The organism is Nocardiopsis mwathae, from assembly GCF_014201195.1.
In the GTDB taxonomy this organism is placed as follows: Bacteria; Actinomycetota; Actinomycetes; order Streptosporangiales; family Streptosporangiaceae; genus Nocardiopsis_C; species Nocardiopsis_C mwathae.
In genome coordinates this window covers 1,433,905-1,459,117 of record NZ_JACHDS010000001.1, presented here as the reverse complement: position 1 = coordinate 1,459,117, position 25,213 = coordinate 1,433,905, and the positions used below count along the sequence as shown (strand labels likewise).

General features: G+C 68.0%; 17 protein-coding genes and 3 rRNA genes. 7 read left to right on the top strand and 13 right to left on the bottom strand.

Annotated elements, in window-relative coordinates; translation table 11 throughout:
• Positions 1–79: 79 nt before the first annotated feature.
• From HNR23_RS05880 to HNR23_RS05870, 3 genes are all read right to left on the bottom strand, one after another.
• Positions 80–880 (bottom strand): TlyA family RNA methyltransferase, encoded by an 801-nt coding sequence (locus tag HNR23_RS05880; RefSeq protein WP_184074254.1) that lies wholly within the window; start codon positions 878–880, stop codon positions 80–82.
• 88 nt (positions 881–968) lie between these two features.
• Positions 969–1,160: a hypothetical protein gene (locus HNR23_RS05875; RefSeq protein WP_184074252.1), complete on the bottom strand. Its 192-nt coding sequence runs from the start codon at positions 1,158–1,160 to the stop codon at positions 969–971.
• Positions 1,157–2,053 (bottom strand): coiled-coil domain-containing protein, encoded by an 897-nt coding sequence (locus tag HNR23_RS05870; RefSeq protein WP_184074250.1) that lies wholly within the window; start codon positions 2,051–2,053, stop codon positions 1,157–1,159. Before HNR23_RS05870 ends, HNR23_RS05875 begins: the two co-directional genes overlap by 4 nt.
• A gap of 189 nt (positions 2,054–2,242) precedes the next feature.
• On the opposite strand from HNR23_RS05870, the gene HNR23_RS05865 reads away from it, so the two are divergent.
• The 3 genes from HNR23_RS05865 to HNR23_RS05855 all read left to right on the top strand — a co-directional run bounded on the left by HNR23_RS05865 (position 2,243) and on the right by HNR23_RS05855 (position 5,113).
• Complete coding sequence (locus HNR23_RS05865; RefSeq protein ID WP_184074248.1) at positions 2,243–2,593, top strand: SCP2 sterol-binding domain-containing protein; 351 nt, start codon at positions 2,243–2,245, stop codon at positions 2,591–2,593.
• A gap of 42 nt (positions 2,594–2,635) precedes the next feature.
• A complete protein-coding gene (locus HNR23_RS05860) occupies positions 2,636–4,003 on the top strand; it encodes a DUF1015 domain-containing protein (protein ID WP_343070436.1) in 1,368 nt (455 codons plus the stop codon).
• Positions 4,004–4,081: 78 nt separating this feature from the next.
• The gene (locus HNR23_RS05855) at positions 4,082–5,113 is read left to right on the top strand and encodes an HAD-IIA family hydrolase (protein ID WP_184074246.1); all 1,032 of its coding nucleotides are present in this window, start codon (positions 4,082–4,084) and stop codon (positions 5,111–5,113) included.
• Here HNR23_RS05855 and HNR23_RS27395 read toward each other — a convergent pair.
• Positions 5,098–5,691: a single-stranded DNA-binding protein gene (locus tag HNR23_RS27395; RefSeq protein ID WP_343070435.1), complete on the bottom strand. Its 594-nt coding sequence runs from the start codon at positions 5,689–5,691 to the stop codon at positions 5,098–5,100. The genes HNR23_RS05855 and HNR23_RS27395 overlap by 16 nt on opposite strands.
• Before the next feature lie 211 nt (positions 5,692–5,902).
• Here HNR23_RS27395 and HNR23_RS05845 point away from each other — a divergent pair, with 211 nt between their 5' ends.
• Together HNR23_RS05845 and HNR23_RS05840 are read left to right on the top strand one after the other, a co-directional pair.
• Positions 5,903–6,916, top strand: a complete 1,014-nt coding sequence (locus HNR23_RS05845) for an MBL fold metallo-hydrolase (RefSeq protein WP_184074238.1) — start codon at positions 5,903–5,905, stop codon at positions 6,914–6,916.
• Between the two features lie 113 nt (positions 6,917–7,029).
• Positions 7,030–7,959 carry a GNAT family N-acetyltransferase gene (locus tag HNR23_RS05840; RefSeq protein ID WP_184074236.1) on the top strand — a complete coding sequence of 310 codons (930 nt, stop codon included), beginning with the start codon at positions 7,030–7,032 and terminating at the stop codon, positions 7,957–7,959.
• Here the strand turns inward: HNR23_RS05840 and HNR23_RS05835 are convergent.
• Positions 7,941–8,390, bottom strand: coding sequence for an NUDIX domain-containing protein (locus HNR23_RS05835; RefSeq protein WP_221308037.1), 450 nt, complete (start codon positions 8,388–8,390; stop codon positions 7,941–7,943). The two genes, HNR23_RS05840 and HNR23_RS05835, sit on opposite strands and share 19 nt — an antisense overlap.
• A gap of 289 nt (positions 8,391–8,679) precedes the next feature.
• On the opposite strand from HNR23_RS05835, the gene nhaA reads away from it, so the two are divergent.
• Positions 8,680–9,927: a Na+/H+ antiporter NhaA gene (gene nhaA / locus HNR23_RS05830; RefSeq protein WP_184074234.1), complete on the top strand. Its 1,248-nt coding sequence runs from the start codon at positions 8,680–8,682 to the stop codon at positions 9,925–9,927.
• Positions 9,928–10,141: 214 nt separating this feature from the next.
• Here nhaA and HNR23_RS05825 read toward each other — a convergent pair whose 3' ends face one another.
• The 3 genes from HNR23_RS05825 to HNR23_RS05815 form a co-directional block, all read right to left on the bottom strand.
• Positions 10,142–10,975, bottom strand: coding sequence for a tetratricopeptide repeat protein (locus tag HNR23_RS05825; protein WP_184074232.1), 834 nt, complete (start codon positions 10,973–10,975; stop codon positions 10,142–10,144).
• Complete coding sequence (locus tag HNR23_RS05820) at positions 10,972–11,382, bottom strand: hypothetical protein (RefSeq protein ID WP_184074230.1); 411 nt, start codon at positions 11,380–11,382, stop codon at positions 10,972–10,974. Before HNR23_RS05820 ends, HNR23_RS05825 begins: the two co-directional genes overlap by 4 nt.
• A 311-nt stretch (positions 11,383–11,693) precedes the next feature.
• Positions 11,694–15,095, bottom strand: coding sequence for an AfsR/SARP family transcriptional regulator (locus HNR23_RS05815; RefSeq protein WP_184074228.1), 3,402 nt, complete (start codon positions 15,093–15,095; stop codon positions 11,694–11,696).
• A gap of 280 nt (positions 15,096–15,375) precedes the next feature.
• Between HNR23_RS05815 and HNR23_RS05810 the strand changes: the two genes are divergently transcribed.
• The gene (locus tag HNR23_RS05810) at positions 15,376–16,269 is read left to right on the top strand and encodes an NAD(P)-dependent oxidoreductase (RefSeq protein WP_184074226.1); all 894 of its coding nucleotides are present in this window, start codon (positions 15,376–15,378) and stop codon (positions 16,267–16,269) included.
• Positions 16,270–16,739: 470 nt separating this feature from the next.
• Here the strand turns inward: HNR23_RS05810 and rrf are convergent.
• The 5 genes from rrf to HNR23_RS05785 all read right to left on the bottom strand — a co-directional run bounded on the left by rrf (position 16,740) and on the right by HNR23_RS05785 (position 24,784).
• Positions 16,740–16,855 (bottom strand): 5S ribosomal RNA (gene rrf, locus HNR23_RS05805).
• Positions 16,856–17,014: 159 nt separating this feature from the next.
• Positions 17,015–20,119, bottom strand: a 23S ribosomal RNA gene (locus HNR23_RS05800).
• A 386-nt stretch (positions 20,120–20,505) separates the two neighbouring features.
• A 16S ribosomal RNA gene (locus HNR23_RS05795) occupies positions 20,506–22,040 on the bottom strand.
• The 16S, 23S and 5S rRNA genes sit together here, the layout of an rRNA operon.
• Positions 22,041–22,859: 819 nt before the next feature.
• A complete protein-coding gene (gene tyrS / locus HNR23_RS05790; RefSeq protein WP_184074224.1) occupies positions 22,860–24,161 on the bottom strand; it encodes a tyrosine--tRNA ligase in 1,302 nt (433 codons plus the stop codon).
• Positions 24,162–24,382: 221 nt separating this feature from the next.
• Complete coding sequence (locus HNR23_RS05785; protein WP_246421612.1) at positions 24,383–24,784, bottom strand: hypothetical protein; 402 nt, start codon at positions 24,782–24,784, stop codon at positions 24,383–24,385.
• Between the last annotated feature and the right edge of the window lie 429 nt (positions 24,785–25,213).

The following is a 25,213-nucleotide window of genomic DNA, read 5'->3' as shown; positions in this document are numbered from 1 at the left end:
CGTATCGCGGCCACATCGCCGTCTGGGGAACGAACCATCGAGCGTGTCTTGTTCCCCGCCCCGTGCCGGAGGCGGTCTGCTACTGCGGCCCCTCGTCGATGGCGCGGCGTAGCAGCGCCTCATCGAGTGGCGGCGCCCCGGCCCGCAGCCACAGGAAGTACTCCACGTTCCCCGACGGGCCGGGCAGCGGGCTTGCGGTCACGGCCTCGGTTCCGAGGCCCAGGGTGAGGGCGTGCGCGGCGACGTCGCGAACCGCTTCGGCGCGCAGCCCGGGGTCGCGCACGACGCCCCCCGCGCCGACCCGGTCCTTGCCCACCTCGAACTGCGGCTTCACCATCATCGCGAAATCGGCCTCGGGCGCGGCGCAGTCCACCAGTGGGGGCAGCACGAGCTTGAGCGAGATGAAGGACAGGTCGCCGACGACCAGGTCGGGGCGGGGCTCACCGACCGACTCCGGGGTGAGGTCCCGGACGTTGCACCGCTCCTCGACGCGGACGCGGTCATCGCTGCGCAGCGACCACGCGAGCTGCCCGTAACCGACGTCGACGGCGAGCACGTGGTCGGCCCCGCGACGGAGCAACACGTCGGTGAATCCGCCGGTGGAGGCCCCCGCGTCCAGGCAGCGCCGCCCCTTGACGTCGATCCCGAAGGCGTCGAGCGCGCCGATGAGCTTGTGTGCCCCGCGCGAGACGTAGGCGGGCTCCTCGTCGGGGACCTTCACCACGATCGCCTGGTCCGTTCCCACCTGGGTCGCGGCCTTCGTCGCCACCACCCCGTTGACGCGGACGCACCCGCCGTCGATGAGTTCGGCGGCGTGCCCGCGTGAGCGGGCGTGTCCGCGACGGACCAGTTCGGCATCGAGCCGGGTTCTCTTGGCCATGGTGAAGGTCGGGCGCCTAACTGAGTCGGGAAAACCTGCGAGGTGACGATACCCGCACCCGGAGGGCCGGAAGCCATCCCCGACCGGTTCAGGGGCCGCCCTGCTCCTCCTGCTGGTCGAGGCTGCCGAGTACGGCCGTGAGGTCCTGGTGGAGCCGGTCGAAGACCGCGACGTGCTCGGAGACCGGCAGGCCGTCGAGGTCGGCCAGCCGCCGACGGGTGTCGTCCAGCGTCCGCTCGGCGAGGCCGGCCGCTGCCTCCTCCTCGCTGGGGGCGCTCACGTCTGCTCGCCCTTCTTCGCGGAGGTGGAGCCCTTCGAGCGGCCGGTCGTCTTCTTCGCGCCCGCCTTGGCGGTGGACCGGGTGCGCGAGGTCGTGCCCTTGGCCTTAGTGGTGGACGTCTTGCGGGTCGGCGACGCGGTGCTCTTCTGGGTCCCGGTCTTCTTCTCGGGCTCGGCCGGCTTCTCCGCCTTCCGCGTTCGGCCGGCCGGGGCGGGCTGCTCGGCCGCGGCGGCGTCCCGGCCGCCCTCCGCCCGCCGTTCCTCGGACTCGGTGGCGGGCTGCTCTTCCGCCGGTTCGCGGTGGGTCTCGATCAGGACGGTCCGCTCCGAGGCCTCCGCTTGGGCCGCCACGGGGGTGACCTGAGCCGCCGTTCCGTTGGCCGTCTCCAGGCCGTCCGGTTCGGCGGGCGTCGCGGACGCTGCGGTCGCGACCGGCACCGCCGCGGCCACCGGGGGCACCACCGGGACCGGGGCCGCCGGGGCGGCGACCGCCGCCGGCATCGGTGTGGGCGCCGGCACCGCGGCCGGCGCGGGGGCCGGGGGTACCGGAGTCCGCCGGGCGGCCAGTCGGCGCTCCAGTTCCGCGACGCGGCGGCTGAGGCGCTCATATTCCGCGCGGGGCACCAGGTCGAGGTTGGCCACGGCCCGTTCCACCTCCGCCTGCACGAGCGCGCCCAGTGCCTGGCGGTTGGCGTCGTTGGTCTCCATCAGGTCGGTGGCGAGCGCCTGGATGTTCTGGCCGACCCGGCCCGTCGCGACCGCATCGGCCGTGTCCCCGGCACGGTCGTCTCCCGCCTTCAGCAGCGTCTTGGCGGCCGCGACCGCGCGCTTGCGGGTCAGCTCGGTCAGGCCACTCGCGGCATCGAGATACGTGCGAACCGCTTCCACGACCATTGTGACGTGCTCCTCAGTGAACGACCGGATCGGATGGCGCGACGGGGGATCAGGCGACAACGCTACCGGGATCATCGCCGTACGTGGAGCGAAACCCGCAGGCGGCACCGGCACTGTGTGGCCCCTCTCCCACCGCTCCGCCGCCCCACGGCACTTCGCCGGGCGGAGATGTGCGGCATCATGGAGCGCATGACCAGCGTTGAAGACTGCCGGAACGCGATCGACCGAGTCTCGGACCGGATCATGGAGGTCGACGAGGCCGACCGGCGCAAACACATCGTGGAGCGCACGATCAGCGTCACCGTCCGCGATCTGGACACCGTGTTCGACATGCGCCTGACGCCGAACGGGCTGGAGGACGTGACCTCCCGCGATGCCGGCACCCCCGGCGAGCGTGCCCAGGTCCGCATCACCTCGTCCGGCGCCGACCTCATCGCCCTCGCCGAGGACCGCTTGGACTTCGGCAAGGCGCTGTTCGCCGGCCGCGTGAAGATCGACGCCAGCTTCAGCGACCTCATGCGGATGCGCAAGTTGCTCTGACCTGAGCACGATTTCTCGGTTAACGGCGGGTATCGTCCAAACGTGCGGAGACATACGGGAACCGATGCCCTGGAACTGGCGCCGCTGCGCGGCCTGCGCTACGCCAGCTCGGATGCCGGGGCGCTGATCGACTCCCCCGCGTTGAACCTGGCACTCGCCCTCGCCCCGCCCTATGACGTCGTGGACGCGGAGTCGTTCCTCGACATGATGCGCGCCGAGCCGCACAACGCCATGCGGCTCACCGCGCCGCCCGCCGGGGTGGAGGCCGAGTCGCTGCCCGGACTCCTGCCCTCCGCCGTCGAGCTGACCGGCCCCGACCGCTACCGGGCGGCCGCCCGCACACTGCGCCGCTGGATCGGCGACGGGATCCTGGTGCGCGACGCGACCCCCGTGATCTACGTCTACGAGCAGACCTCTCCCACCGGGCGCCGCCAGCGCGGTCTCATCGGGGCGCTCCGGCTTCCTCCCCCCGGCGGGCAGGCGGTCCGCCCGCACGAGGACACCGCCCCGGGGCCGGTCGCCGACCGCGCGAGGCTGATGGCCGCGACCCGGGCCAACCTCGAACCGATCTTCCTGCTCTACCGGGGCGGAACCGGTCCGGAGCGCGGGGCGGCCACGCTGGCCACCGACGCCGCGGCGGACGGCGGGTCCACGCCCCTGGTGGACACCGTCACCGGCGACGGCATCACCCACCGGCTGTGGGCCGTCGGCGACCCGGCCGTGCAGGCCGACATCGCCGCCGACCTGGCCACCAGGACGGCGCTGATCGCCGACGGGCACCACCGCTACGCGGCCTACCATCGACTGCGCGCCGAGCACCCCGGCCCCGGGCCGTGGGAGCACGGCCTGGCCATGCTCGTCGATTCCGATGCCTCACCTCCCCAGCTGGGCGCCATCCACCGGGTGCTGCGGGACCTCGACGTGCACGCGGCCGCCCGCACCGCCTCGAAGGTGGCCCGGGTCGAGCGGCTCTCCGAGCCGCTGTCCGGCCCGGAGGAGGTCCAGGCCGCGATGAAACGGCTCCGCCGCGACGCCGCGGACGGCCCCGCGCTCCTGCTCGCCGGGCACCGCGCGGACGCCTGCTACCTCCTGCACGGATTCGACATGGAACGGCTGGCGACCGCGGTCCCGCAGCGCTCGGCCGAATGGCGCGCGCTGCCGACCGCCGTGCTGGAACACCTCCTCTGCCCGCTGTGGGAGATCGACAACGGCCGCATCGACCTGGTGCACGACGACCCCGCCGAGGCACTGGCCACGGCTCGGCCCGAGCTCGACACCGCCGTCCTGGTGCCCTCCCTTCAAGTCGAGGACGTCTACGCCGTCACCGCACGCGGCGAACTCACACCCCGAAAATCCACCTCGTTCGGCCCGAAGCCGCGCACCGGGCTGGTCATGCGCCACCTGGAATGAGGCGGATCCGCCGCCCGGCGCCGGTGGACCGCGGCACCGCTGATACCGACCCGACGAACCCGACGAACTGGTTGACCGATGACCCTGCTCGGCTCCGCACGACCCCTGGACACCGTCTATGACGCCGCGCTGCTCGACCTCGACGGCGTCGTCTACATCGGCCCGAAGGCCGTCCCCGCCGCACCCGAGGCCATCGACAAGGCGCGTGCCAGCGGTATGCGGGTGGCGTTCGTGACCAACAACGCCTCGCGCACCCCCGCCGCGATCGCCGAACGGCTGACCGTACTCGGTGTCCACGCGAAGCCGGGCGACGTCGTGACGTCGGCCGAGGCCGCCGCCCGCATGGTGGCGGAACGCTTTCCGGCGGGCTCCCCGGTGCTCGTCGTGGGCGACACAGGGCTGCGCGTGGCGCTGCGCCGACAAGGCATGCGCCCGGTCTCGGTGGCGGCCGAGCGACCGGTGGCGGTGGTCCAGGGGTACTCGCCGCGACTCGGCTACGACAGCATCATCGAGGGCACCCTCGCGGTCTCCCAGGGAGCGCTGTTCATCGCCAGCAACACCGACGCCACCGCCCCCATGGAGCGCGGCCTGCTGCCCGGCAACGGGTCCTTCTCCCGGGTGATCGCCAACGCGACCGGCGAGGAGCCCCTTGTCGCGGGCAAGCCGATGCGGCCGCTGCACGAGGAGGGCGTGGTCCGGACCGGGGCCACCGACCCCCTGGTGGTCGGCGACCGCCTCGACACCGACATCGAAGGGGCGTGTGCGCGTGGGGCGGCCGGCATGCTCGTGCTCTCGGGAGTCACCACACCCGCCGAACTCATCACCGCCCCACCGCACCGCCGCCCCTCCTATCTCGCCTGGGACCTCGGCGGGCTGAACCTCCCGCACCCCGAGACCCACCTCGACGCCTCCGGCGCGCACTGCGGCGGGTGGACCGCCACGGTGCGCGCAGGGCGCATCGAACTGACCGGTGACGGCGACCGGCTCGACGGCCTGCGCGCCCTGTGCTCCGCCGCGTGGCACATCCCCACCTCACCCATCGGCGGCGCATCCCCGGCGGAGGCGACGAGCCCCGTCCACGGTCCGGCGCTGGCTCAGCTGGGCTGGTGACCGGCGGCCGCGTCGTCGCGGCGCCGACCGCCGCCCGCCGCCGCGCTCTCGACCAGGGCCACCGACGCGGCCTCGACCTCGATCACGCTGGTCACCCCCTTCGCCGAACGCCAGAACCTGCGCCGCAGCGCGCCGCTCACCCGAACGATGTCGCCGATGCGCCAGCCGCGCGTGGCCGCCTCGATCGCGGGCCGGAAGCTGACGCAGGTGATGGGGTCGGCCGGCTGGTTGGGACGCCGGTCCGCGGCGGGCCGCGCGACGGAGATCCGCCAGGTGACCAGATGATCCCCGCTGGGCAGCTCACGTACGTACGGTTCCGCCGTCACCCGCCCCGCCAGTACCACCTCGTTGCGGTGGCCGCGGTCGCCGCGGTGGTCGTGGGCGCGGCCGTTGCGAGGCGCCGGGACGGCCCTGGGCAACGGCGGCGAGGAGGGGGAGGGCGAGCAGGCGTGCGCCGCAGGTTGCGCGGAGCAGTACGCCCGCGCGGCGACCGAGTGGCCGTCGACGGAGCGGGCGGCCACGGCCTGGCCGGTGGTGGAACGGCTGGTGGAGGCGTGAGCGTCGGGCTTCTCCTGCATGCTGGTCCTTTCCCCGTCGGGATAGTCCGGTGCCCCGGCCGGTAGCGCTGTGCGACCGGATGATCCGTGGCGCGCTTCCAGCATCCCGACGCCGGCCCCGGCTCCGAAAGCCGAATCCGCTCCCTGTGGACAACCCGGCCTGGGGTCCGGGCCCGCCGTGAACTAGATTCGGTCTACGGCGGCGTCGGCCGACGCAGAAGGAGGCGAGGAAGTGCACGACGAAACGGGCACGACCGGGCTCCCCAGCGGCATCACTCCCCTGGGCGACGAGGTCTACGCGATCGACACCCGGATGGCCGGATACCCCGGGATCACGTCGAGCTACCTGATCCGGACCGAACGTCCCTGCGTCATCGAGGTCGGCACCGCCGGATCGGCCACGGTGCTGCGTGACGCCCTGGCCGCTCTCGGTGTCGCCGCGCACGACCTCGCGACCGTCGTGGTGACCCACATCCACCTCGACCACGCCGGCGGGACCGGCGACATCGCGGCGATGTTCCCGGGCGCCGAGATCGTCGTACACGAGCGCGGCGCCCGCCACCTGGCCGATCCCACACGGCTGATGGGCAGCGCCCGGATGGTGTGGGGCGACAAGCTCGACGTGCTGTTCGGCCGGATGCGCCCGACCGAGACCGCGCGCATCCGCGCGGTCGCCGAGACCGGAACGGTCGACCTGGGCGCGGGGCGACACTTGACCTGCCACTACACGCCCGGGCACGCCAAGCACCACATGGGACTGCTCGATTCGCTGACCGGCGATCTCTACGTCGGCGACGCGCTGGGGGTGTACAACCCCGACACCTGGGACATCCGGCCGGCGACGCCGCCGCCGGACTTCGACATGGACGCGGCCCTGGGGTCGCTGCGGCTGTTCGCCGACATCAGGGCCCGCCGCCTGATGTTCTCCCACTTCGGTGCGGTGGACACCGTCGACGAGACGCTGGACCGGGCCGGCGCCGAGCTGCACGCGTGGGTCCAAGCGGTCCGCGACGCACGGCGTTCCGGCCCCGACAGCGGTGACCTCGACCACGCGGTGGCGATGGTCCGCGAGCGTGTCCAGGGCCGCTACCGCCCCGTGCCCGACGGCGCGTCCGCGGAGTCGGCGCAGGTGATGGAGATCCTCAGCGGGGTGGAGGGCAACGTCGCGGGCATCGCGCACTGGCTGGACCGGGTCGCCGCCGACCAGCGGGCGGCCGATGCGGCCGCGGCACAGAAGGCGCCGTAACGGCGGAAGGCAGCCCAGCGGCGGGCACCGGGGCTGCGGCGCACGGGCCCCCTCCGGGCCGCGGCGCGGAAAACGGTGTGCCCCGCCGGGACTCCTGCTCCAGGGTCCGCTCGATGAGCCTTGCCATCCGCCCCGTGCGCCCGGAGGACCTCCCCGCCGCGGCCGCCCCGCGCCGTCGCACGTTCCCGTACGAGACCTCCACGGTCGCGGCGCTCCGGTGGCGCATGGAACGGGCTCCGGAGCGGGCGCGGTTCCGGATGTTCGCCGCCGACCTCGACGACGTGTCCGTCGAGGTCGGCGGAAACGTCGTCGGCTACTCACATGCGATGCCGGTCTGGGGCAGCGGCCGCGACGACCAGGGGCAGGCCGTGGTCATCGTGGACCCCGACCACCGGCGCCGGGGGATCGGCAGCCGGTTGGCCCGCGCGGCAGAGGACCGCCTGCGTTCCATCGGCGCGGCCATCGTCCGCGCCGCCGGACCTGCCGACGAGGCCGACGGGTTCGCCACCCGACGCGGATACGCGCGGCGTTCCACCACCCGCCTCCAGGCGGTGGAGCTGACGGAGCTTCCGGTGCCACTCCCCCCGCCCGAGGGGGTGGAGCTGCGCCCCGCCTCCGATGACGCGGACGACCCGGGTCCCGTGCACGCGCTCGACGAGGCGGTGGCCACCGACGAACCGGGTGACACGCCGATGGACGCGATGCCCTACACCACATGGGTCGACCTCGTGTGGAACGAGCCCCGGCCGGACCGCGGGCTGAGCATCGTGTTCCTGGTCGACGGGCGTCTCGCGGGCCTCGTCGCCCTGCAGGCCGACGGCCGGACGCGACTGAAGTCAGAGATGACGGGCACGCTGCGCGAACACCGCGGCCGCGGGCTCGCGAAGTACGCCAAGACCGCCGCCCTTCACCGCGCCCGTGGACACGGCTTCCGCACGGCCTACACGGCCGATGACGCGGCCGACGCGCCGATGCTCGCGATCGACTCCCGGCTCTGTTACCGCCACCACACCACCGAGGGGCTCTACGCACCGGAGCTGTGACCGGGGGCGCCCGGCAGGCCGATGGCCCGCAGCAGGTGGGCGTAGAGGCCGTCGTCCCAGGACAGATCGGAGGGCAGGGCGTCGAACTCGCGGACCTCCACGGTCTCGAAGTCCCCGCTGAGGGCGCCGCGGGCGGCCACCTGGGCGTGGGTCACGACCGTCGTGTGCCCGCTCGCGAGCACGTAGTATCCATCGATGTGGACGTCGGCGAGCTCGGCCCCGGCTTCCTCCCGCGCCTCACGCCGCGCGGTGGCTTCGACGTCCTCTCCGGCCTCGGCATGCCCGCCGGGGAATTCCCAGGCGCGGTACCGGTTACGGACCATGACCGGTCGCTCTCCGGAGAAGAGCAGGCAGACCACCGAGTCGTAGCACTCGGGCGCACCGCCGAGCCGCACCGTCGCCCCGTTGAGTGGGGGACGCCGACTCGTCATCCGGGGGACCTTCCGGTTTGAGGGGCTCGGTCGCGGTTATCCTACAGGGCGTGTCGGTCTCAGATTTCAGACTCATCGCACTGTGACACTGATCTCACGATCAGTGGGAATGCCCAAGCTACGTTAGGAAACCGTTAATGGCGGAGTAACGGACGGCCCGGGACGATTTGGACACCACCCTGCGCATAGGGCAAGGTGGTTGTTTGCGTCGTCATCATGACGCTGGTGTGCCGGGAAGTCTGGTCGGCTGTAAGGACGCAACCCCCAAGGACGACTCGGGAGCTTTGCCATGGTGCAGAAGTCAGGTGTGCATGCGGTCGCTGACGCATTGCGAAAAGATGCGGTCGGTGGCTTCCTGCTCATCGCCGCGGCCATCATCGCCCTCATCTGGGCGAACTCGCCCGCGTCCGGCCTGTACGAGAGCATTCGCGACTTCGAGATCGGTCCCGAGGCCCTCCACCTCAACCTGAGCATCGGCCTGTGGGCGGCGGACGGCCTGCTCGCTCTGTTCTTCTTCATCATCGGAGCCGAGCTCAAGCAGGAGTTCGTCCACGGCGAGCTGCGCAACCCGCGCCGTGCGATGCTGCCGATCGTCGCCGCTCTCGGCGGTATGGTCGTGCCCGCCCTGGTCTACGTCGCGCTGAACATCCACCGCCCCGACGCGCTGCCCGGATGGGGCATCCCCATGGCCACCGACATCGCGTTCGCGCTGGCCATCCTGGCGGTCGTCGGCCGCAATCTGCCCACGGCGCTGCGCACCTTCCTGCTCACACTGGCCATCGTCGACGACCTCGGCGCGATCATGGTCATCGCGATCTTCTACAGCGACAAGCTCGACTTCCTCTACCTGCTCGGTGCGATCGCGCTGCTCGGTGTCTTCGCCTACCTGCAGCGGGGCCGCGGGTTCGCCCGCACGCTGAACCGCTCATCCTTCCCCATGCTGGTCATCTACATCCCGCTGGCCTTCCTCATCTGGATGTTCATGCACGAGAGCGGCGTGCACGCCACCATCGCGGGTGTGGCCATGGGTCTGCTCATGCGGACCAGCATCCACAAGGGCGAGAGCGAGTCCCCGCTGCACCGTGCGGAGCACGCCCTGCGCCCCTGGTCGGCGGCGATCGCCCTGCCGGTCTTCGCCCTGATGTCCGCCGGCGTCGTCTTCTCCGGCATGGGGAGCATGATCACCGACACCGTCGCCCTCGGCATCATCGGCGGCCTCGTCGTCGGAAAGTTCATCGGTATCGTCGGCGGCGCCTGGCTCACCACCAAGTTCACCCGTGCCGAGCTCAACCCCAGCCTGAAGTGGATCGACATCTCCGGGATGTCCCTCCTCGCGGGTATCGGCTTCACGGTTTCGCTGCTCATCAGCGAGCTCGCGTTCCCCGCCGGGACCACCTTGGAGCACGCCAAGGGCGGCGTCCTGCTGGCGTCCTTCCTCGCCACGATGATCTCCGCGGCCATCCTGGTGCGGCGCAACGCCCACTACCGGCGTCAGAGCGAGCCCAGTGTCACCGAGGAGCCGGTCGGCAAGAGCTGACGCCCACGACCTGACCTCCCCGGGGCTCACACCCGCGGAATCACACGGTCATCCGGTGTGCCGTCCCCGCAGACGCGGGGACGGCACACGCGTATCAGGGGGGTGTCGGGTCATGCCGCGACGACGAAGGGCGCCGGTTCCCTGGCAGGGAACCGGCGCCCTTCGTCACATCGCCCGTCGGTCGGCCGAGTCGACCAGCGGCGGCCGGGAACGATCAGGAACGATCCTGCGCGCTCGCCTCTCCGCCTCCGGTGTCCCGCGCGTCCTCCTCGGGTCGACCGCCGCCATCGGGGTCCGCACCTTTCTCGGAGGGAGCGGCCTCGGCCTCGGCCTCGGGTCCGATCTCGTCCTCCAGGGTGAGCTCCTCGGCGTCGGTCCAGACGACGCCGTCGTCGATGTCGACGATCTCCACACCCTCCAGCGCCGCCAGGCGCTCGTCGGCGTCGGTCGACTCTTCCTGGTCCACCGCCGAGGCGCGCGCGAAGTACTCCCGCGCCTCCTTGTCACGACCGAGCTCTTGCAGGACATCGGCGTAGACGTAGAACAGCCGGGCCACGTACGGGCGGGCACGCCGCTCCTTGAGCTCCGGAATCTGCAGCTCGACGAGCGCGGCCTCCGACTCGCCGAGGTCGCGCCGGGCGCCGGACGCCACAATGCGCAGCTCCACGCGGTCCTCGGCTTCCAGGTGCTCGGCCTCGGGCGAGCGGGCGATCTCCAGCGCACGCTCGGGGCGGCCCAGTCCGCGCTCGCAGTCGGCCATGACGGCCAGGAAGTTGTTACGGCCGGTCATTCGCCGCGCAGCACGCAGGTCCGACAGGGCCTCCTGCCAGTTCCCGACGGTGTATGCGGCCACACCGGCCGCCTCGCGCACGGCGCCCACGCGCGACGCCTTGCGGCGCGCGTAGGCGGCATGCCGGTAGGCCAGCTCCGGGTCCTCGTCCAGTAGCCGCCCGGCCATCACGAGGTGGCGGCCGACGACCTCGGCGAGCGTCCGAGGCAGCGAACCGAGCTCGCGGCGGGCCTCGGCGTCGAGCTGGGAGATGGTCACGTCGTCGGGAACAGCGGGAGCGATGTCCCGGGGGTCGCGCTCCTCACCGCGGCGGTCACCACGGTCGCGGTCGTCACGGCGCGGGCGGCGGTCGCGGTCGAAGCGCCCTCCGGAACGGCGGTCGTCGGAGCGGAACGAGCGGCCGCTCCCCCTGGCCTGCCCCTGGCCGTCGCGCCGACCGCCCCGACCATCCCGGTCCTCCCCCCCGTCCCGGCGGCGATCACCGCCCCGATAGCCGGAACGGTCATCGCGACGACCTTCACCACCGCGGAAACCCGAACGGTCATCGCGACGGCCCTCACCACCGCGGAAACCCGAACGGTCATCGCGACGGCCCTCACCACCGCGGAAACCCGAACGGTCATCGCGACGGCCCTCACCACCGCGGAAACTCCCGCGTCCGCCACCCCCGCGACCGAAGCCCGACCGGGAGCGGTCACCACTACCGCCGCCGTCCCTGCGGCCACCGGAACCCCCGGGGCGATTCCCCCCATGATTGCGAGCTCCGGAGCCGTCGCGGCCCCCCGATCGGCTGTCGTCAGTCATTATCCGTCCGTAAGCAGTCAAAAGCGCTGCCACCTACTCGTAGCAGCGCATTGTGATTCCCGGTCATCCCACTTTACGGCATCACGCCCGCCCTGGAGCCCACCCCGCAGCCACGGCGGACCGGTCCACACAGGCGATCCCTCACACCCTGCCCGCCCTGCCTACCGGGCGCTCAGGCAGCCGCCGACCGCACCAGGTCGGAGGCGCACGCCTCTGCGCTCAGCGCGGTGCCCCGCCGGACGGAGGCGGCGAAAGCCTCCTCGCCCAGCTCTTCCCGCACGGACTCCGAGATGCGGTCGACATCGCCGCGTTCCGCCGACGGAAGCGGCGCCCCGATCGCTTCCCTGGCCGCGGCCGCAGCCCCCAACAGCTCGGCCGCGTGACGCGGATGTCCGGTCAGTGCCCGCGCACCCGCCACCCCCTCCAGAGCGAGCGCGATCGCCCTCGGGTCGCCCGTGCTCAGTGCGGCACCGCAGCCTTCCACGTGCAATTCAAGCGCCCGCTCGGCATCGCCCTTCTGCTCGGCGATGAACCCGAGCTCGGCAAGCATCAGCGCCAGGCCCGGCTGGCCCTCGACCTGGCGGCACCACTCCACCCAGGCCCGCAGGCGACTTTCGGCGACGTCCAGTCTGCCCTCGCGCCGGGCGACGAGCGCGAGCCCCAGCTCGGCGTACTCCTGCTTACGCACGTCGGACTGCTCCTCCGCCAACCTCAGTGCCCGCAGATGAAGGTCCTCGGCCCGCCGGTGGTCCCCCCGCAGCAGCTGCACTCTCCCCAGCTGCGACAGCTTTGCGGAGAGCTCACTCCACAACCCGAGCTCCTCGGCGATGTCCGCGCCCTCCCGGTGCAACCCTCCGGCCCGCTCGTAGTCGCCGATGGTCTCGGCCACCATGCCGAGAGCGTCGGTCGCCTGCAGTTCGCCCCAGCGGTCGCCCAGCCGCCGGAAGAGGGCCGCGCTGCGTTCCGCGTCGCGCCGTGCGCCCCTCAGATCCCCACGCATGAGCATGGCCTGGACCGCGCTCGTGCTCAGCGCCGCCGCCTCGCCCCAGCGATCACCGACCGCGCTGAGGGCCGAGAGCGCCTGTTCGACCTGGAACGCACTGCTCCCCAAGTCACCGGTGCCCCATCCGGCGAACCCGAGGAACCACTGGGCGCGAGCCCGCGCACGGGGGTCGCCGATCCCCGCGTAGCTCGACATGTCCGACCTGCGTTGCCCCGGCGGGTAAGGCGCCTCCGCCGCCAGCAGCCGAAATCCGGCATGCCATGCGCCCGCTCTCGCTCGGAGATCCGTTGCTCCATCGCTCAGGGACAGCGCACCCGCCAGTGACCGGACGGCCTCCCCGGTCCTGCCCCGCAGGTACCAGTACCACGCCAGGGCATTGACCAGGCGCAGGGCGGGGTCGGTGTCCGCACGCCGGACGGCATGATCGAGCGCAGAGCGAAGATTCGCTGCCTCGTCGTCCAGGAGCTCCAGCCACTGCCGCTGGTTCGGCCCGTAGAGGTGCGGCTCGGCGCGCTCGGCCAACCGGAGGTAGTAGCGGTCGTGTCGGCGGGTGACTCGGTCGAACTCGTCGGCCTGGTGCAGGCGCTCCACGCCGTAGGCCGCGACCGATTCGAGAAGTCGGTAGCGGGTGCCGGCCGCACCTTCGACCGTGACCACCAGCGACCGATCGACCAGGTCGAACAGCAGGTGGGGGACATCCTCCTCCCGTACCCCCTCCCCCGTGCACACCGTCTCAGCAGCCTCCAGAGTGCAGCCGTCGGCGTGCACGGCCAGGCGACGTAGGACAGTGCGCTCGGACTCGGTGAGAAGCTCCCAGCTCCAGTCGATCATGGCGCGCAGCGTCCGGTGCCGTGACGGCGCACCACGCTTTCCAGCGGCGAGGAGACGGAAACGGTCATCAAGCCGCTCCGCGAGCTCGTGTACGCCCAGCACGCGCACGCGCGTCGCAGCGAGCTCCAGCGCCAGCGGGAGGCCGTCGAGTCGGCGGCAGACGGTCGCGACGGCGTGGGCGTTCTCGGCGTCGAGGGTGAAGTCAGGCGCGGCCGCCGCCGCACGCGCGAGGAAGAGCCGCGCCGCGCTGGACACCTCGACCACCGAGGGGGTCACCTCCACCGAGGGGTCGGGAAGGGAGAGCGGCGGGACGGACCACAGCGCTTCGCCACTCACACCGAGGGGTTCCTGGCTCGTTGTGAGGATACGCAGATCAGGCGCGGTTCTCAGCAGAGTCTCGGCCAACTCCGCGACCCCGTCGACCACGTGTTCGCAGTTGTCCAGCACCAGCAGCATGCGCTTGGGCCGGAGAGCAGCCGCGACACGGTCGACAAACGACACGGGCGCGCCCGGCGGCGATCCGGTACCGGCTGCCGGATCGTCCCGTATGCCCAGCACAGCGCTCACCGCCTCCGCACAACCCGCCAAGCCGTAGCCCGACCCTGGTCGACCGTCAGCCCCTCCGAGCCCGATGAGCTCCACCACCCACACCCCGTCCGGGAAAGAGCGGAGGGACTGCGCCGCTGCTTCCAGGGCCAGCCGAGTCTTTCCGACGCCTCCCGGCCCCGTCAGGGTCACCAGGCGTGCGGAGCGCAACCTGCTCAGTACCTGTTCAACGGCGCTCCCCCGTCCGATGAGGTCCGTGAGCGGAGCAGGCAGGTTCGTGAGCGGTACCGGCGGCGACATCGGCGGCGACACCGACTGCGGCTCCGTCACCGGCGCCTCGGTGGACGCCCACGTCGGCACCGGCGTCCGGGCAGTCGGCGGCTGGGCGGCAATCGGCTGTCCGGCGAACGGCCGTGCGGCAGGGTGTTCAGGTCGACGAGGCAAGGCGAGGCCGGGGTCCTGTTCGAGGACGGCCTGGTGGAGGCCGGTGAGGTCCGGGCTCGGATCCAGGCCCAACTCCTCGGCCAGGTGGCGGCGCAGGTCCTCATAGGAAGCGAGGGCTTCACGCTGCCTGCCGGCTCGGTGAAGGGCCAGGATGTGCGCGGCGCGAAGCCGTTCCCGTAGCGGATGGCGGGCCACGAGGGCAGCCAGTTCGCCGACCAGAGGGTGGTGTTCACCCAGGTCCAGACGGGTCTCCGCGTGCTCCTCCAGCGCGAGGGTGTGCAGTTCCCCGAGACGGGCGATGACCGGTCGGGCGAACTCCGTGTCCGCGAAATCGGCAAGGGCAGGTCCTCGCCACAAGGCCAGGGCGTCGGAGAGCAGATCCGCCCTGGCGCGCAGATCCTCGGTCGCGCGCGCACGCGCGGCCAGCCCCTGGAAGCGCCGGGCATCGACAGCATCAGGAGGCACTTCCAGCGCGTACCCGGGGGCGCGCGACACCACCAGGGTCCTTCCCCCCGGCTGCGCCTCGTCGAGCGCACGCCGCAGCTGGGACACCTTCGCCTGCAAGGCTCCGGTCGGATTGGTGGGGAGCCTTCGTTCCCACAGGTCATCGATCAGCCGGTCGGCCGACACCGGTCGGCCGTCATGCGCCAAGAGAGCGGCCAGCAGCGTACGCACCTTCAGCTCGGGGACCCTGACCTGCTGCCCGTCGGCTGTCCACACGGCCAGCGGACCAAGCATCCCGAAGCGCATGTCGTCAAGATAGCGCAGGGGTCTCCGGAGACCCGGCGGGGTGGGGACGGAAGGCGGCCCGAGGCGAACCGAGACGGCTCCTGAGGCGACCCCTGAAGCGATGACGCCTTGATCACTCCTTTTGATCACGCCTTGATGCCCCGGCAATGCCGCCAGAGCAGTCCCGAAGGCCCCCGAAGTGCACCGGAAGTGTCCCCGAAGTCGATGCGAAGTGCCGGTGGGCAGTCTGGCACCAGCACGGTCGGACATCGGCCGAACAGCACCCCCGAGGAGACACCCCATGACGGAAACCAACCCCGTTCCCGTAAGCGTGATCGGCCTGGGCGCGATGGGCTCGGTACTGGCAACCGCACTCATCGAGAACGGGCACCCGACCACGGTCTGGAACCGTTCGCCGGAGAAAGCCGACCCACTTGTCGAGCAGGGCGCTGCCCGTGCGACCACGGTCACCGAAGCCGTGCAGGCAAGCCCACTGGTGATCGTCTGTGTCTTGGACTACAAGGCCATGTACGAGCTCCTTGATCCCCTGTGCGACGCCCTGGCAGGGCGCGTGCTCGTCAACCTGACCACGGGGACCCCGGAGCAAGCACGGGAGGCCGCCGCGTGGGCGACGCACCGCACGATCGACTATCTCGACGGGGCGATCATGGCCACGCCGCCGGCGATCGGTAGACCGGATGCCTTTCTCCTTTACAGCGGATCCCAGTCGGCCTTCGAACGCCACGAAGCCACGCTCAAGCTCTTCGGTGACGCCTCCACGTACTTCGGCGCTGACCCCGGGCTGGCGGCCCTGTACGACATCGGGCTTCTGACCTCCATGTACATGTCGTTCACCGGCTTCCTCTACGGGGCCGCACTGGTGGGGACCGCCGACGTCAAGGCGACGGCTTTCGCTCCCTACGTCGAGAGCTTTCTCGACGGCGTCGTCCGCGGCGGCATGGGACAACTGGCCCAGCAGATCGACGAAGGCCACTACCCCGACGACGCTTCACCACTCGCAATGCAGGCCGCAGGAATGACCACCTTCATCAAGGCCTTCCAGGACGAGGGGATCGACGTTGAAATTCTGCAGCACATCAAGGGGCTGACCGACCGAACAGTGGCCGACGGCCACACGAAGGCCGGGCTGGCCAGTTTGATCGAACAGATCAGAACTCGGCGGCTGGTCCCCTGACCACGCTGTAGAAAAGCGAAGCCGCAGGAAGGCGAAGCGAAACGGGAATCGGGCGGAAGGGAATCAGACGGAAACAGGCGGTCAAGCCCGCCTGTGCGTCAAGCCCTGCCGATCTTCTCCAATCTCCAGACGAGAGGGTCCGCCGACCGGCCCTGCCCCTGGGGTCCCCCACGCGGTGATCTGGCGAGACGAGCAGCAGCGACAGGGGCGGCAGAGCCGCCCCACCCTACCCCCGGGCGGCGTCTTCCCCCGAGATCATCGGAAGAGCGGGCGGGAAGGCGCTGCCCGGCGGCCTTCCGCCTTCCCCCGTTGATCTCGGAGATATCGGGGTGAAAACCGCGCAGGATACCCCGATATCTCCGAGATCAACGAACAACAACCCCACCCACCCGCGGGTTCACAAACACACAAGCCCTGGCAGCACAAAAAAAGGGGGGACCACCCCGAAAGGCGATCCCCCCAACAAAAACGCGCGGCGGCGACCTACTCTCCCACCCCACCACAGGGCAGTACCATCAGCGCAGGAGGGCTTAACGACCGGGTTCGGAATGAGACCGGGTGTTTCCCCTCCGCCAAAACCACCGCAACCCTCAACCACCACCGGACAAAACCAGCGTGGAAAACCAGGGCCGCAACAGCGGCACAATATGAAAAACAAACGATTCGTGTGCGATCTTCGCCAACCACCCCACCACCCACAAGCGGTGAAAGAAGTCGATAGTGTGCGCGAGCACCCAGCATCTGCGGTGGACAAGCCCTCGGCCGATTAGTACCGGTCAGCTCCACCCCTCACAAGGCTTCCACACCCGGCCTATCAACCCAGTCGTCTACTGGGAGCCTTACCCCCACCGAAGTGGGGCGGGAGACCTCATCTCGAAGCAGGCTTCCCACTTAGATGCTTTCAGCGGTTATCCCTCCCGAACGTAGCCAACCAGCCATGCTCCTGGCGGAACAACTGGCACACCAGAGGTTCGTCCGTCCCGGTCCTCTCGTACTAGGGACAGCCCTTCACAAGTCTCCAACGCGCACAGCGGATAGGGACCGAACTGTCTCACGACGTTCTAAACCCAGCTCGCGTGCCGCTTTAATGGGCGAACAGCCCAACCCTTGGGACCAACTCCAGCCCCAGGATGCGACGAGCCGACATCGAGGTGCCAAACCATCCCGTCGATACGGACTCTTGGGGAAGATCAGCCTGTTATCCCCGGGGTACCTTTTAGCCGTTGAGCGACACCGCTTCCACACGCCGGTGCCGGATCACTAGTCCCTGCTTTCGCACCTGCTCGACACGTCCGTCTCACAGTCAAGCTCCCTTGTGCACTTACACTCAACACCTGATTGCCAACCAGGCCGAGGGAACCTTTGGGCGCCTCCGTTACCCTTTAGGAGGCAACCGCCCCAGTTAAACTACCCACCAGACACTGTCCCCCACCCGGATCACGGGTGCGGGTTAGATGCCCGAAACAGCCAGAGTGGTATTTCACCAACGCCTCCACCACCACTAGCGTAGCGGCCTCACAGGCTCCCACCTATCCTACACAAACCATCCCAAACACCAATGTCAAGCTATAGTGAAGGTCCCGGGGTCTTTCCGTCCTGCTGCGCGAAACGAGCATCTTTACTCGTAGTGCAATTTCACCGGGCCCATGGTTGAGACAGCGGGGAAGTCGTTACGCCATTCGTGCAGGTCGGAACTTACCCGACAAGGAATTTCGCTACCTTAGGATGGTTATAGTTACCACCGCCGTTTACTGGCGCTTAGATTCCCAGCCTCGACCCCCCGAAAGGAATCTAACCGGTCCTCTTAACGTTCCAGCACCGGGCAGGCGTCAGTCCGTATACAGCGTCTTACGACTTCGCACGGACCTGTGTTTTTAATAAACAGTCGCTTCCCCCTGCTATCTGCGACCCCACCCAGCTCCAGAGGAAAACTCCTTCACCAGACAGGGCTCCCCTTCTCCCAAAGTTACGGGGACAATTTGCCGAGTTCCTTAACCATGGTTCACCCGAACGCCTCGGTATTCTCTACCTGACCACCTGCGTCGGTTTAGGGTACGGGCCGCCCACACACTCGCTAGAGGCTTTTCTCGACAGCACGGGATCACTCACTTCACCAAAAACGGCTCGACATCACGCCTCACCCACATAACGAGAGACGGATTTACCTACCTCTCGGGCTACACGCTTATCCCGGGACAACCACCGCCCGGTAGAGCTACCCCACTGCGTCACCCCATCACTTACCTACTACCCTCCTGGGTCCCACGCCTCCACGGAAAAACACCCGAAGGTGAAAAACCGCTTCAGTGGTGGTTAGCATCAAAGGATTCGATACTGGACGCGTGCGAACGGGTACGGGAATATCAACCCGTTATCCATCGACTACGCCTGTCGGCCTCGCCTTAGGCCCCGACTCACCCTGGGCGGATTAACCTGCCCCAGGAACCCTTAGTCAATCGGCGCACACGTTTCTCACGTGTGTCTCGCTACTCATGCCTGCATTCTCACTCGCACACCCTCCACCACACGATCACTCGGCAGCTTCACCGGATGCACGACGCTCCCCTACCAACCAGCACCCTAGGTGCCGGCTCCACAGCTTCGGCGGTGTGCTTAAGCCCCGCTACATTATCGGCGCAGAACCACTTGACCAGTGAGCTATTACGCACTCTTTAAAGGATGGCTGCTTCTAAGCCAACCTCCTGGTTGTCTCAGCAACTCCACAACCTTTCCCACTTAGCACACGCTTAGGGGCCTTAGCTGATGATCTGGGCTGTTTCCCTCTCGACTACGAAGCTTATCCCCCGCAGTCTCACTGCCACGCTCAACTTAACCGGCATTCGGAGTTTAGCTGACCTCAGTAACCTTGTCGGGCCCATCAGCCAACCAGTCGCTCTACCTCCGGCAAGCAACACGCAACGCTGCACCTAAATGCATTTCGGGGAGAACCAGCTATCACGGAGTTTGATTGGCCTTTCACCCCTACCCACAGCTCATCCCCCAGGTTTTCAACCCTGGTGGGTTCGGGCCTCCACGACCTCTTACAGCCGCTTCACCCTGGCCATGGGTAGATCACTCCGCTTCGGGTCTACAGCATGCGACTCAAACGCCCTATTCAGACTCGCTTTCGCTACGGCTACCCCACCCGGGTTAACCTCGCCACACACCATAACTCGCAGGCTCATTCTTCAAAAGGCACGCCATCACCCACACAAAAGCACAGGCTCTGACGGCTTGACAGCACACGGTTTCAGGTACTATTTCACGACCCCTCACCGGGGCACTTTTCACCTTTCCCTCACGGTACTAGTGCACTATCGGTCACCAGGACGTATTCAGGCTTAGCAGGTGGTCCTGCCAGATTCACACGGAATTTCACGGGCTCCGCGCTACTCGGGAGCATGCCCAGCAGCCAGTGCTCTGCCTTCACCTACGGGACTCTCACCCACTCCGGTACCGCTTCCCAACGGATTCAGCTAACAGAACACACAACCACCCCAGGCCGGCAGACCTGAACAGGCACATCCCACAACCCCGCACACGCAACAACTGCCGTCTATCACACGCGCACGGTTTAGCCAACATCCCCTTTCGCTCACCACTACTCAGGGAATCACATATTGTTTTCTCTTCCTGCGGGTACTGAGATGTTTCACTTCCCCGCGTTACCACCAACCGCCCTATACATTCAGGCGGCGGCAACCCGACACAACTCGGGCTAGGTTTCCCCATTCGGACACCCGCGGATCAACGCTCGGTTGACAGCTCCCCGCGGCCTATCGCGGCCTCCCACGTCCTTCATCGGCGCCTGGTGCCAAGGCATCCACCGTATGCCACACATACTTGGCCACCACAGATACAAGATGCTCGCGCACACTATCCACGAATCAAAAAACCAGCCACACACCCAACCACAACACCAGACAGCAGCAGCCGGAACCTCCCACCAACTCCACCGGCCAACAACCAGCGAACAAGCAGGACGACCGCAACCCGGGTCTTCGTCAGGGTGGCAGCGGGAAGACAACCACACGGTCGCTCCCTCAGACACCCAACAGCGCGCCCACACCCCTCTTCCAGGAAAGGCATGAGACGTTTGCTTCTCAAAACCCAGCCATCCCAGGCAACCCCGGTCCAGAAAAACCAGACCAGGAACCCGGGTCCACTTCCGAGTCCGCCGACCAATCGGAAAAACCCTGCGAACGCAGGAACCGTCGGCTATCAAAGACTCCTTAGAAAGGAGGTGATCCAGCCGCACCTTCCGGTACGGCTACCTTGTTACGACTTCGTCCCAATCGCCAGCCCCACCTTCACCCACTCCCTCCCACAAGGGGTTAGGCCACAGGTTTCGGGTGTTGCCGACTTTCATGACGTGACGGGCGGTGTGTACAAGGCCCGGGAACGTATTCACCGCGGCAATGCTGATCCGCGATTACTAGCGACTCCACCTTCATGGGGTCGAGTTGCAGACCCCAATCCGAACTGAGACCGGCTTTTAGGGATTCGCTCCGCCTCACGGCATCGCACGCCCACTGTACCGGCCATTGTAGCATGTTTGCAGCCCAAGACATAAGGGGCATGATGACTTGACGTCATCCCCACCTTCCTCCGAGTTGACCCCGGCAGTCTCCCATGAGTCCCCACCACTACGTGCTGGCAACATGGAACAAGGGTTGCGCTCGTTGCGGGACTTAACCCAACATCTCACGACACGAGCTGACGACAGCCATGCACCACCTGTCACCGATCCCCGAAGGACCCGCTATCTCTAACGGATTACCGGTGATGTCAAACCTTGGTAAGGTTCTTCGCGTTGCGTCGAATTAAGCAACATGCTCCGCCGCTTGTGCGGGCCCCCGTCAATTCCTTTGAGTTTTAGCCTTGCGGCCGTACTCCCCAGGCGGGGCGCTTAATGCGTTAGCTACGGCACGGGAACCGTGGAAAGCCCCCACACCTAGCGCCCAACGTTTACGGCGTGGACTACCAGGGTATCTAATCCTGTTCGCTCCCCACGCTTTCGCTCCTCAGCGTCAGGTAAGGCCCAGAGACCCGCCTTCGCCACCGGTGTTCCTCCTGATATCTGCGCATTTCACCGCTACACCAGGAATTCCAGTCTCCCCTACCTACCTCTAGCATGCCCGTATCCACTGCAAAACCAGGGTTGAGCCCCAGCCTTTCACAGCAGACGCGACACACCGCCTACGAGCTCTTTACGCCCAATAATTCCGGACAACGCTCGGACCCTACGTATTACCGCGGCTGCTGGCACGTAGTTAGCCGGTCCTTATTCCCCACCTACCGTCAACCCGAAGAAAACCCCGGGCCTGCGTGAGTGGTAAAAGAGGTTTACAACCCGAAGGCCGTCATCCCCCACGCGGCGTCGCTGCGTCAGGCTTCCGCCCATTGCGCAATATTCCCCACTGCTGCCTCCCGCAGGAGTCTGGGCCGTGTCTCAGTCCCAGTGTGGCCGGTCGCCCTCTCAGGCCGGCTACCCGTAATCGCCTTGGTAGGCCGTTACCCCACCAACAAGCTGATAGGCCGCGAGTCCATCCCCAACCGAAACAACTTTCCACACCCCACCATGCGGAGGGGCGTCGTATCCGGTATTAGACCGCGTTTCCACGGCTTATCCCGGAGTCAGGGGCAGGTTACTCACGTGTTACTCACCCGTTCGCCGCTCGTGTACCCCCGAAAGGGCCTTACCGCTCGACTTGCATGTGTTAAGCACGCCGCCAGCGTTCGTCCTGAGCCAGGATCAAACTCTCCATCAAAGGTCAAACAACCGCACGCACCCGAGGGCGCGGCGGTAAACCTGGAAGAGATAACCCTGACCGACCAGGTATCACCCTGGCCAATCAAAGGAACCCCGAGCACCAACCGGACACCGCAAGGCATCCGTGTGCCCTAAGGGGCCAAAACAAACTTGGCTGAAAGAAAAACAAACACGCGCTGTTGAGTTCTCAAGAAACAACCGCTCATCCCATACAAGCTGATCCGCAAACGATCCTGATCAGGCTTTTCTGTAGAGGCGGTGCTTTCCGCTTTGTTGTGCCTCCGAATTTACCAGACCTTCTGACATCCACCAAATCGGCGAATTCGGTCGAAATGATCTTGGCTGAAGAGATCCGATTGCATCTCCGGACGGAGGACCGGTGGATGATGCTATCACCCGCGGCCAGCGCCCGGGACAGGACCGCTCGGAGTCCTCATGTGGTTCGGTTCGAGGGCCTTTGCGACCACTCACCGCCCCACATGGGCCTGCTTACAGTAGAGCTCGTGCACGGCTACGTCAAATCGGGTCTCATGTCCACAGTGGTCGGCTGAGGACGTCGAGGGTTGAGACTCCTCGCCAGGCCCCCGCGCCCGCGCGTTCTTGCACCAGGCCCGCACGGTATGTCAGCTTTTGCGTCCGAATGGGTACTTCCCCGGACCGACATCGGCTTAAACGCCACTGGCACAAGGACTTTCGGTGCCTGGGCAGACCCTGCCAGATCCTGGGCACACGTGTGCCCGCCCGGGTGCACTGGCACCTTGGGCGGGCACACGATGGAGGACGAGGGCCGACCGGTCGTTCCCGCGTCGGAGTTGGCTCAGCCTGCCACGATGACGCCACCCACGTTTCGCTTGCCCCGACGCAGCACGAGGTAGCGCCCATGGAGGACGTCCGCTTCCACCACACGCGCGTCGACGTCGGTGACCTTGGTGTTGTTCAGGTACGCCCCGCCCTCCTGGATGGCACGGCGGGCCGCCGACTTGCTGGGCACCAGGCCGCTTGCCGCGAGGAGGTCCACCAGCGCCGGAAGCTCGGCGACCGGCCCCGGGACCTCCGCCTTGGGTACCTCCGCCAGCGCGGCTCCGAGCGTGGCGGCGTCGAGGTTGCCCAGGTCGGCCTGGCCGAACAGGGCACGGCTCGCCTCGATGACCTTCGCGCATTCCTCGGCACCGTGCACCAGTGTCGTGAGCTCCTCGGCGAGTGCACGCTGGGCCGCGCGGGCGGCGGGGCGCTCCGCGGTCTGGCGCTCCAACTCCTCGATCTCCTCCTGTGAGCGGAAGCTGAAGACCTTGAGGTAGCGGATCACGTCACGGTCGTCGGCGTTGAACCAGAACTGGTAGAAGGCGTACGGGGTGGTCGACTCCGGGTCGAGCCACACCGTGCCCGTCTCGGTCTTGCCGAACTTGGTGCCGTCGCTCTTCGTCAGCAGGTTGGTGGTCAGGCCGTGGGCCTGGCCGTGCGGGCGGTTGCCCTCGGTCCGCCGGATGAGCTCAAGGCCGGCGGTGATGTTGCCCCACTGGTCGCTCCCGCCGATCTGGAGGGTGCAGCCGTAGCGCCGGTACAGCTCGACGAAGTCGTAGGACTGCAGGAGGACGTAGCTGAACTCGGTGAAGCTCATGCCCTCGCCGTCGAGGCGGGCCCGTACGGTCTCCCGCTGGAGCATCTGGTTGATGCTGAAGTACTTGCCGACGTCCCGCAGCAGTTCGATGGCGCTGATGGTGCCGAGCCACTCGGCGTTGTTGCCGAGAACGGCGTCGGTCTGCTGCGGCTGTTCACCCTCGGGGGTGAAGCGCAAGAAGGCGGAGAGCTGCCGACCGAGGACCTGCACCCAGTCCTGGACCATCTCGACCGAGTTCAGACTGCGCTCGGCGGTGGGCTTGGGGTCACCGATCAAGCCGGTGCCACCGCCGACGAGCGCGATGGGGCGGTGCCCCGCCTGCTGGAACCGGGCGAGGGTGAGGATCTGGGTCAGGTGACCGACGTGCAGGCTGCCCGCGGTGGGGTCGAAGCCGCAATAGAGCGTGACCGGGCCATCGGCGAGAGCCTTGCGGAGTTCGTCAAGGTCGGTCGTCTGCGCGAGGAGTCCGCGCCACTCCAGTTCGTCGATGATGTCGGTCACTGTGGTCTTTCCATATGAGGTGAGATGACGGGAACCGTCCGACGGCGGACGCCGTGCCCCGGTCACCCGCGGTTCGGGTGGACGTTCTCCACCGTATCCGCTGCCCCCCGGCGACGCCGCATCGATTTCCGCAGTCGGTCCGCGTCCGACGGCGGTGCCCGCCCCACGGCCGACCCGGGAATGCCCGGTTCGGCATCCCCGGGTCGGCCAGGACCGGCCCGTTAGGCGTAGGCGGACCGGACCCCGAGGGCGGTGGCCCGCAACTCCTCGGCCGGGAACCTGGTGGCGTCGATACGCACCTCCACCGCCACGCCGGGCTCGGCCAGCCAGAAGGCTTCGGAGCCGCCGATGAAGCCCCTGGAACGGTCGTTCGTGAACGCCCGCAGCTCCCAGGCGTCGGGATCACGCTCGTGGTACTCGGCAAGGAAGCGCAGCAGTGCTTCGGGGCTGTCCAGCCCGCCACCGCGCATCACGATGACCTGCAGGTCCACGGCGTAGCCGCCTGTGTCGGCCTGCCTCTCCCACACCCGTGAGGCGAATTCGACGCCACCCCACTCGTAGTCGAAATCCGCGACCTCGCCGCCGACGTCGTCCGGTAGGTGGCCGATCGTGAATCCGTCCAACTCCCCACCTCCCTGGTCTGCCGATGCCCCCGTCGCCATCAGTATCGAGCCGATGACGCCGGTCAGGAGAACGGCGAGAAACCGCCGTATGAAGCCCATCGAAAACCTCCGGCCGCCGCCCCGGGAACCCTTCCCGGGGCGTTGCGAGAACTCATACTGCGGGTCACGGTCTCCGCGCCGCCACCCGGGTTCTGCGACCTGTGGACGACCGGCGGAGGACCGATGGCGGAGCAGAGTGCGAGCGCGGTCGGTACCCGCCGGAGGCGGCCGGAGCCGACCGGGTCGATCGCGGACACCTGCGTCACCGCCCCGGTCGGCTCCGGCCACAGGAATTTAACCCGCGGTACTGGAAGAGGACCCGTTCGACGTTCAGTGTCTGAGGTGTTCGCAAGTCCCGCTTGGATTCCTCCCGACCGCAGGAGAAATACA

Bases quoted from the DNA above. Each gene is read 5' to 3' on its own strand.
- HNR23_RS05880 (WP_184074254.1), bottom strand. From the start codon at position 880: ATGGCCAAGAGAACCCGGCTCGATGCCGAACTGGTCCGTCGCGGACAC.
- HNR23_RS05870 (WP_184074250.1), bottom strand. From the start codon at position 2,053: ATGGTCGTGGAAGCGGTTCGCACGTATCTCGATGCCGCGAGTGGCCTG.
- HNR23_RS05865 (WP_184074248.1), top strand. From the start codon at position 2,243: ATGACCAGCGTTGAAGACTGCCGGAACGCGATCGACCGAGTCTCGGAC.
- HNR23_RS05855 (WP_184074246.1), top strand. From the start codon at position 4,082: ATGACCCTGCTCGGCTCCGCACGACCCCTGGACACCGTCTATGACGCC.
- HNR23_RS27395 (WP_343070435.1), bottom strand. From the start codon at position 5,691: ATGCAGGAGAAGCCCGACGCTCACGCCTCCACCAGCCGTTCCACCACC.
- HNR23_RS05840 (WP_184074236.1), top strand. From the start codon at position 7,030: ATGAGCCTTGCCATCCGCCCCGTGCGCCCGGAGGACCTCCCCGCCGCG.
- HNR23_RS05835 (WP_221308037.1), bottom strand. From the start codon at position 8,390: ATGACGAGTCGGCGTCCCCCACTCAACGGGGCGACGGTGCGGCTCGGC.
- nhaA (WP_184074234.1), top strand. From the start codon at position 8,680: ATGGTGCAGAAGTCAGGTGTGCATGCGGTCGCTGACGCATTGCGAAAA.
- HNR23_RS05815 (WP_184074228.1), bottom strand. From the start codon at position 15,095: ATGCGCTTCGGGATGCTTGGTCCGCTGGCCGTGTGGACAGCCGACGGG.
- HNR23_RS05810 (WP_184074226.1), top strand. From the start codon at position 15,376: ATGACGGAAACCAACCCCGTTCCCGTAAGCGTGATCGGCCTGGGCGCG.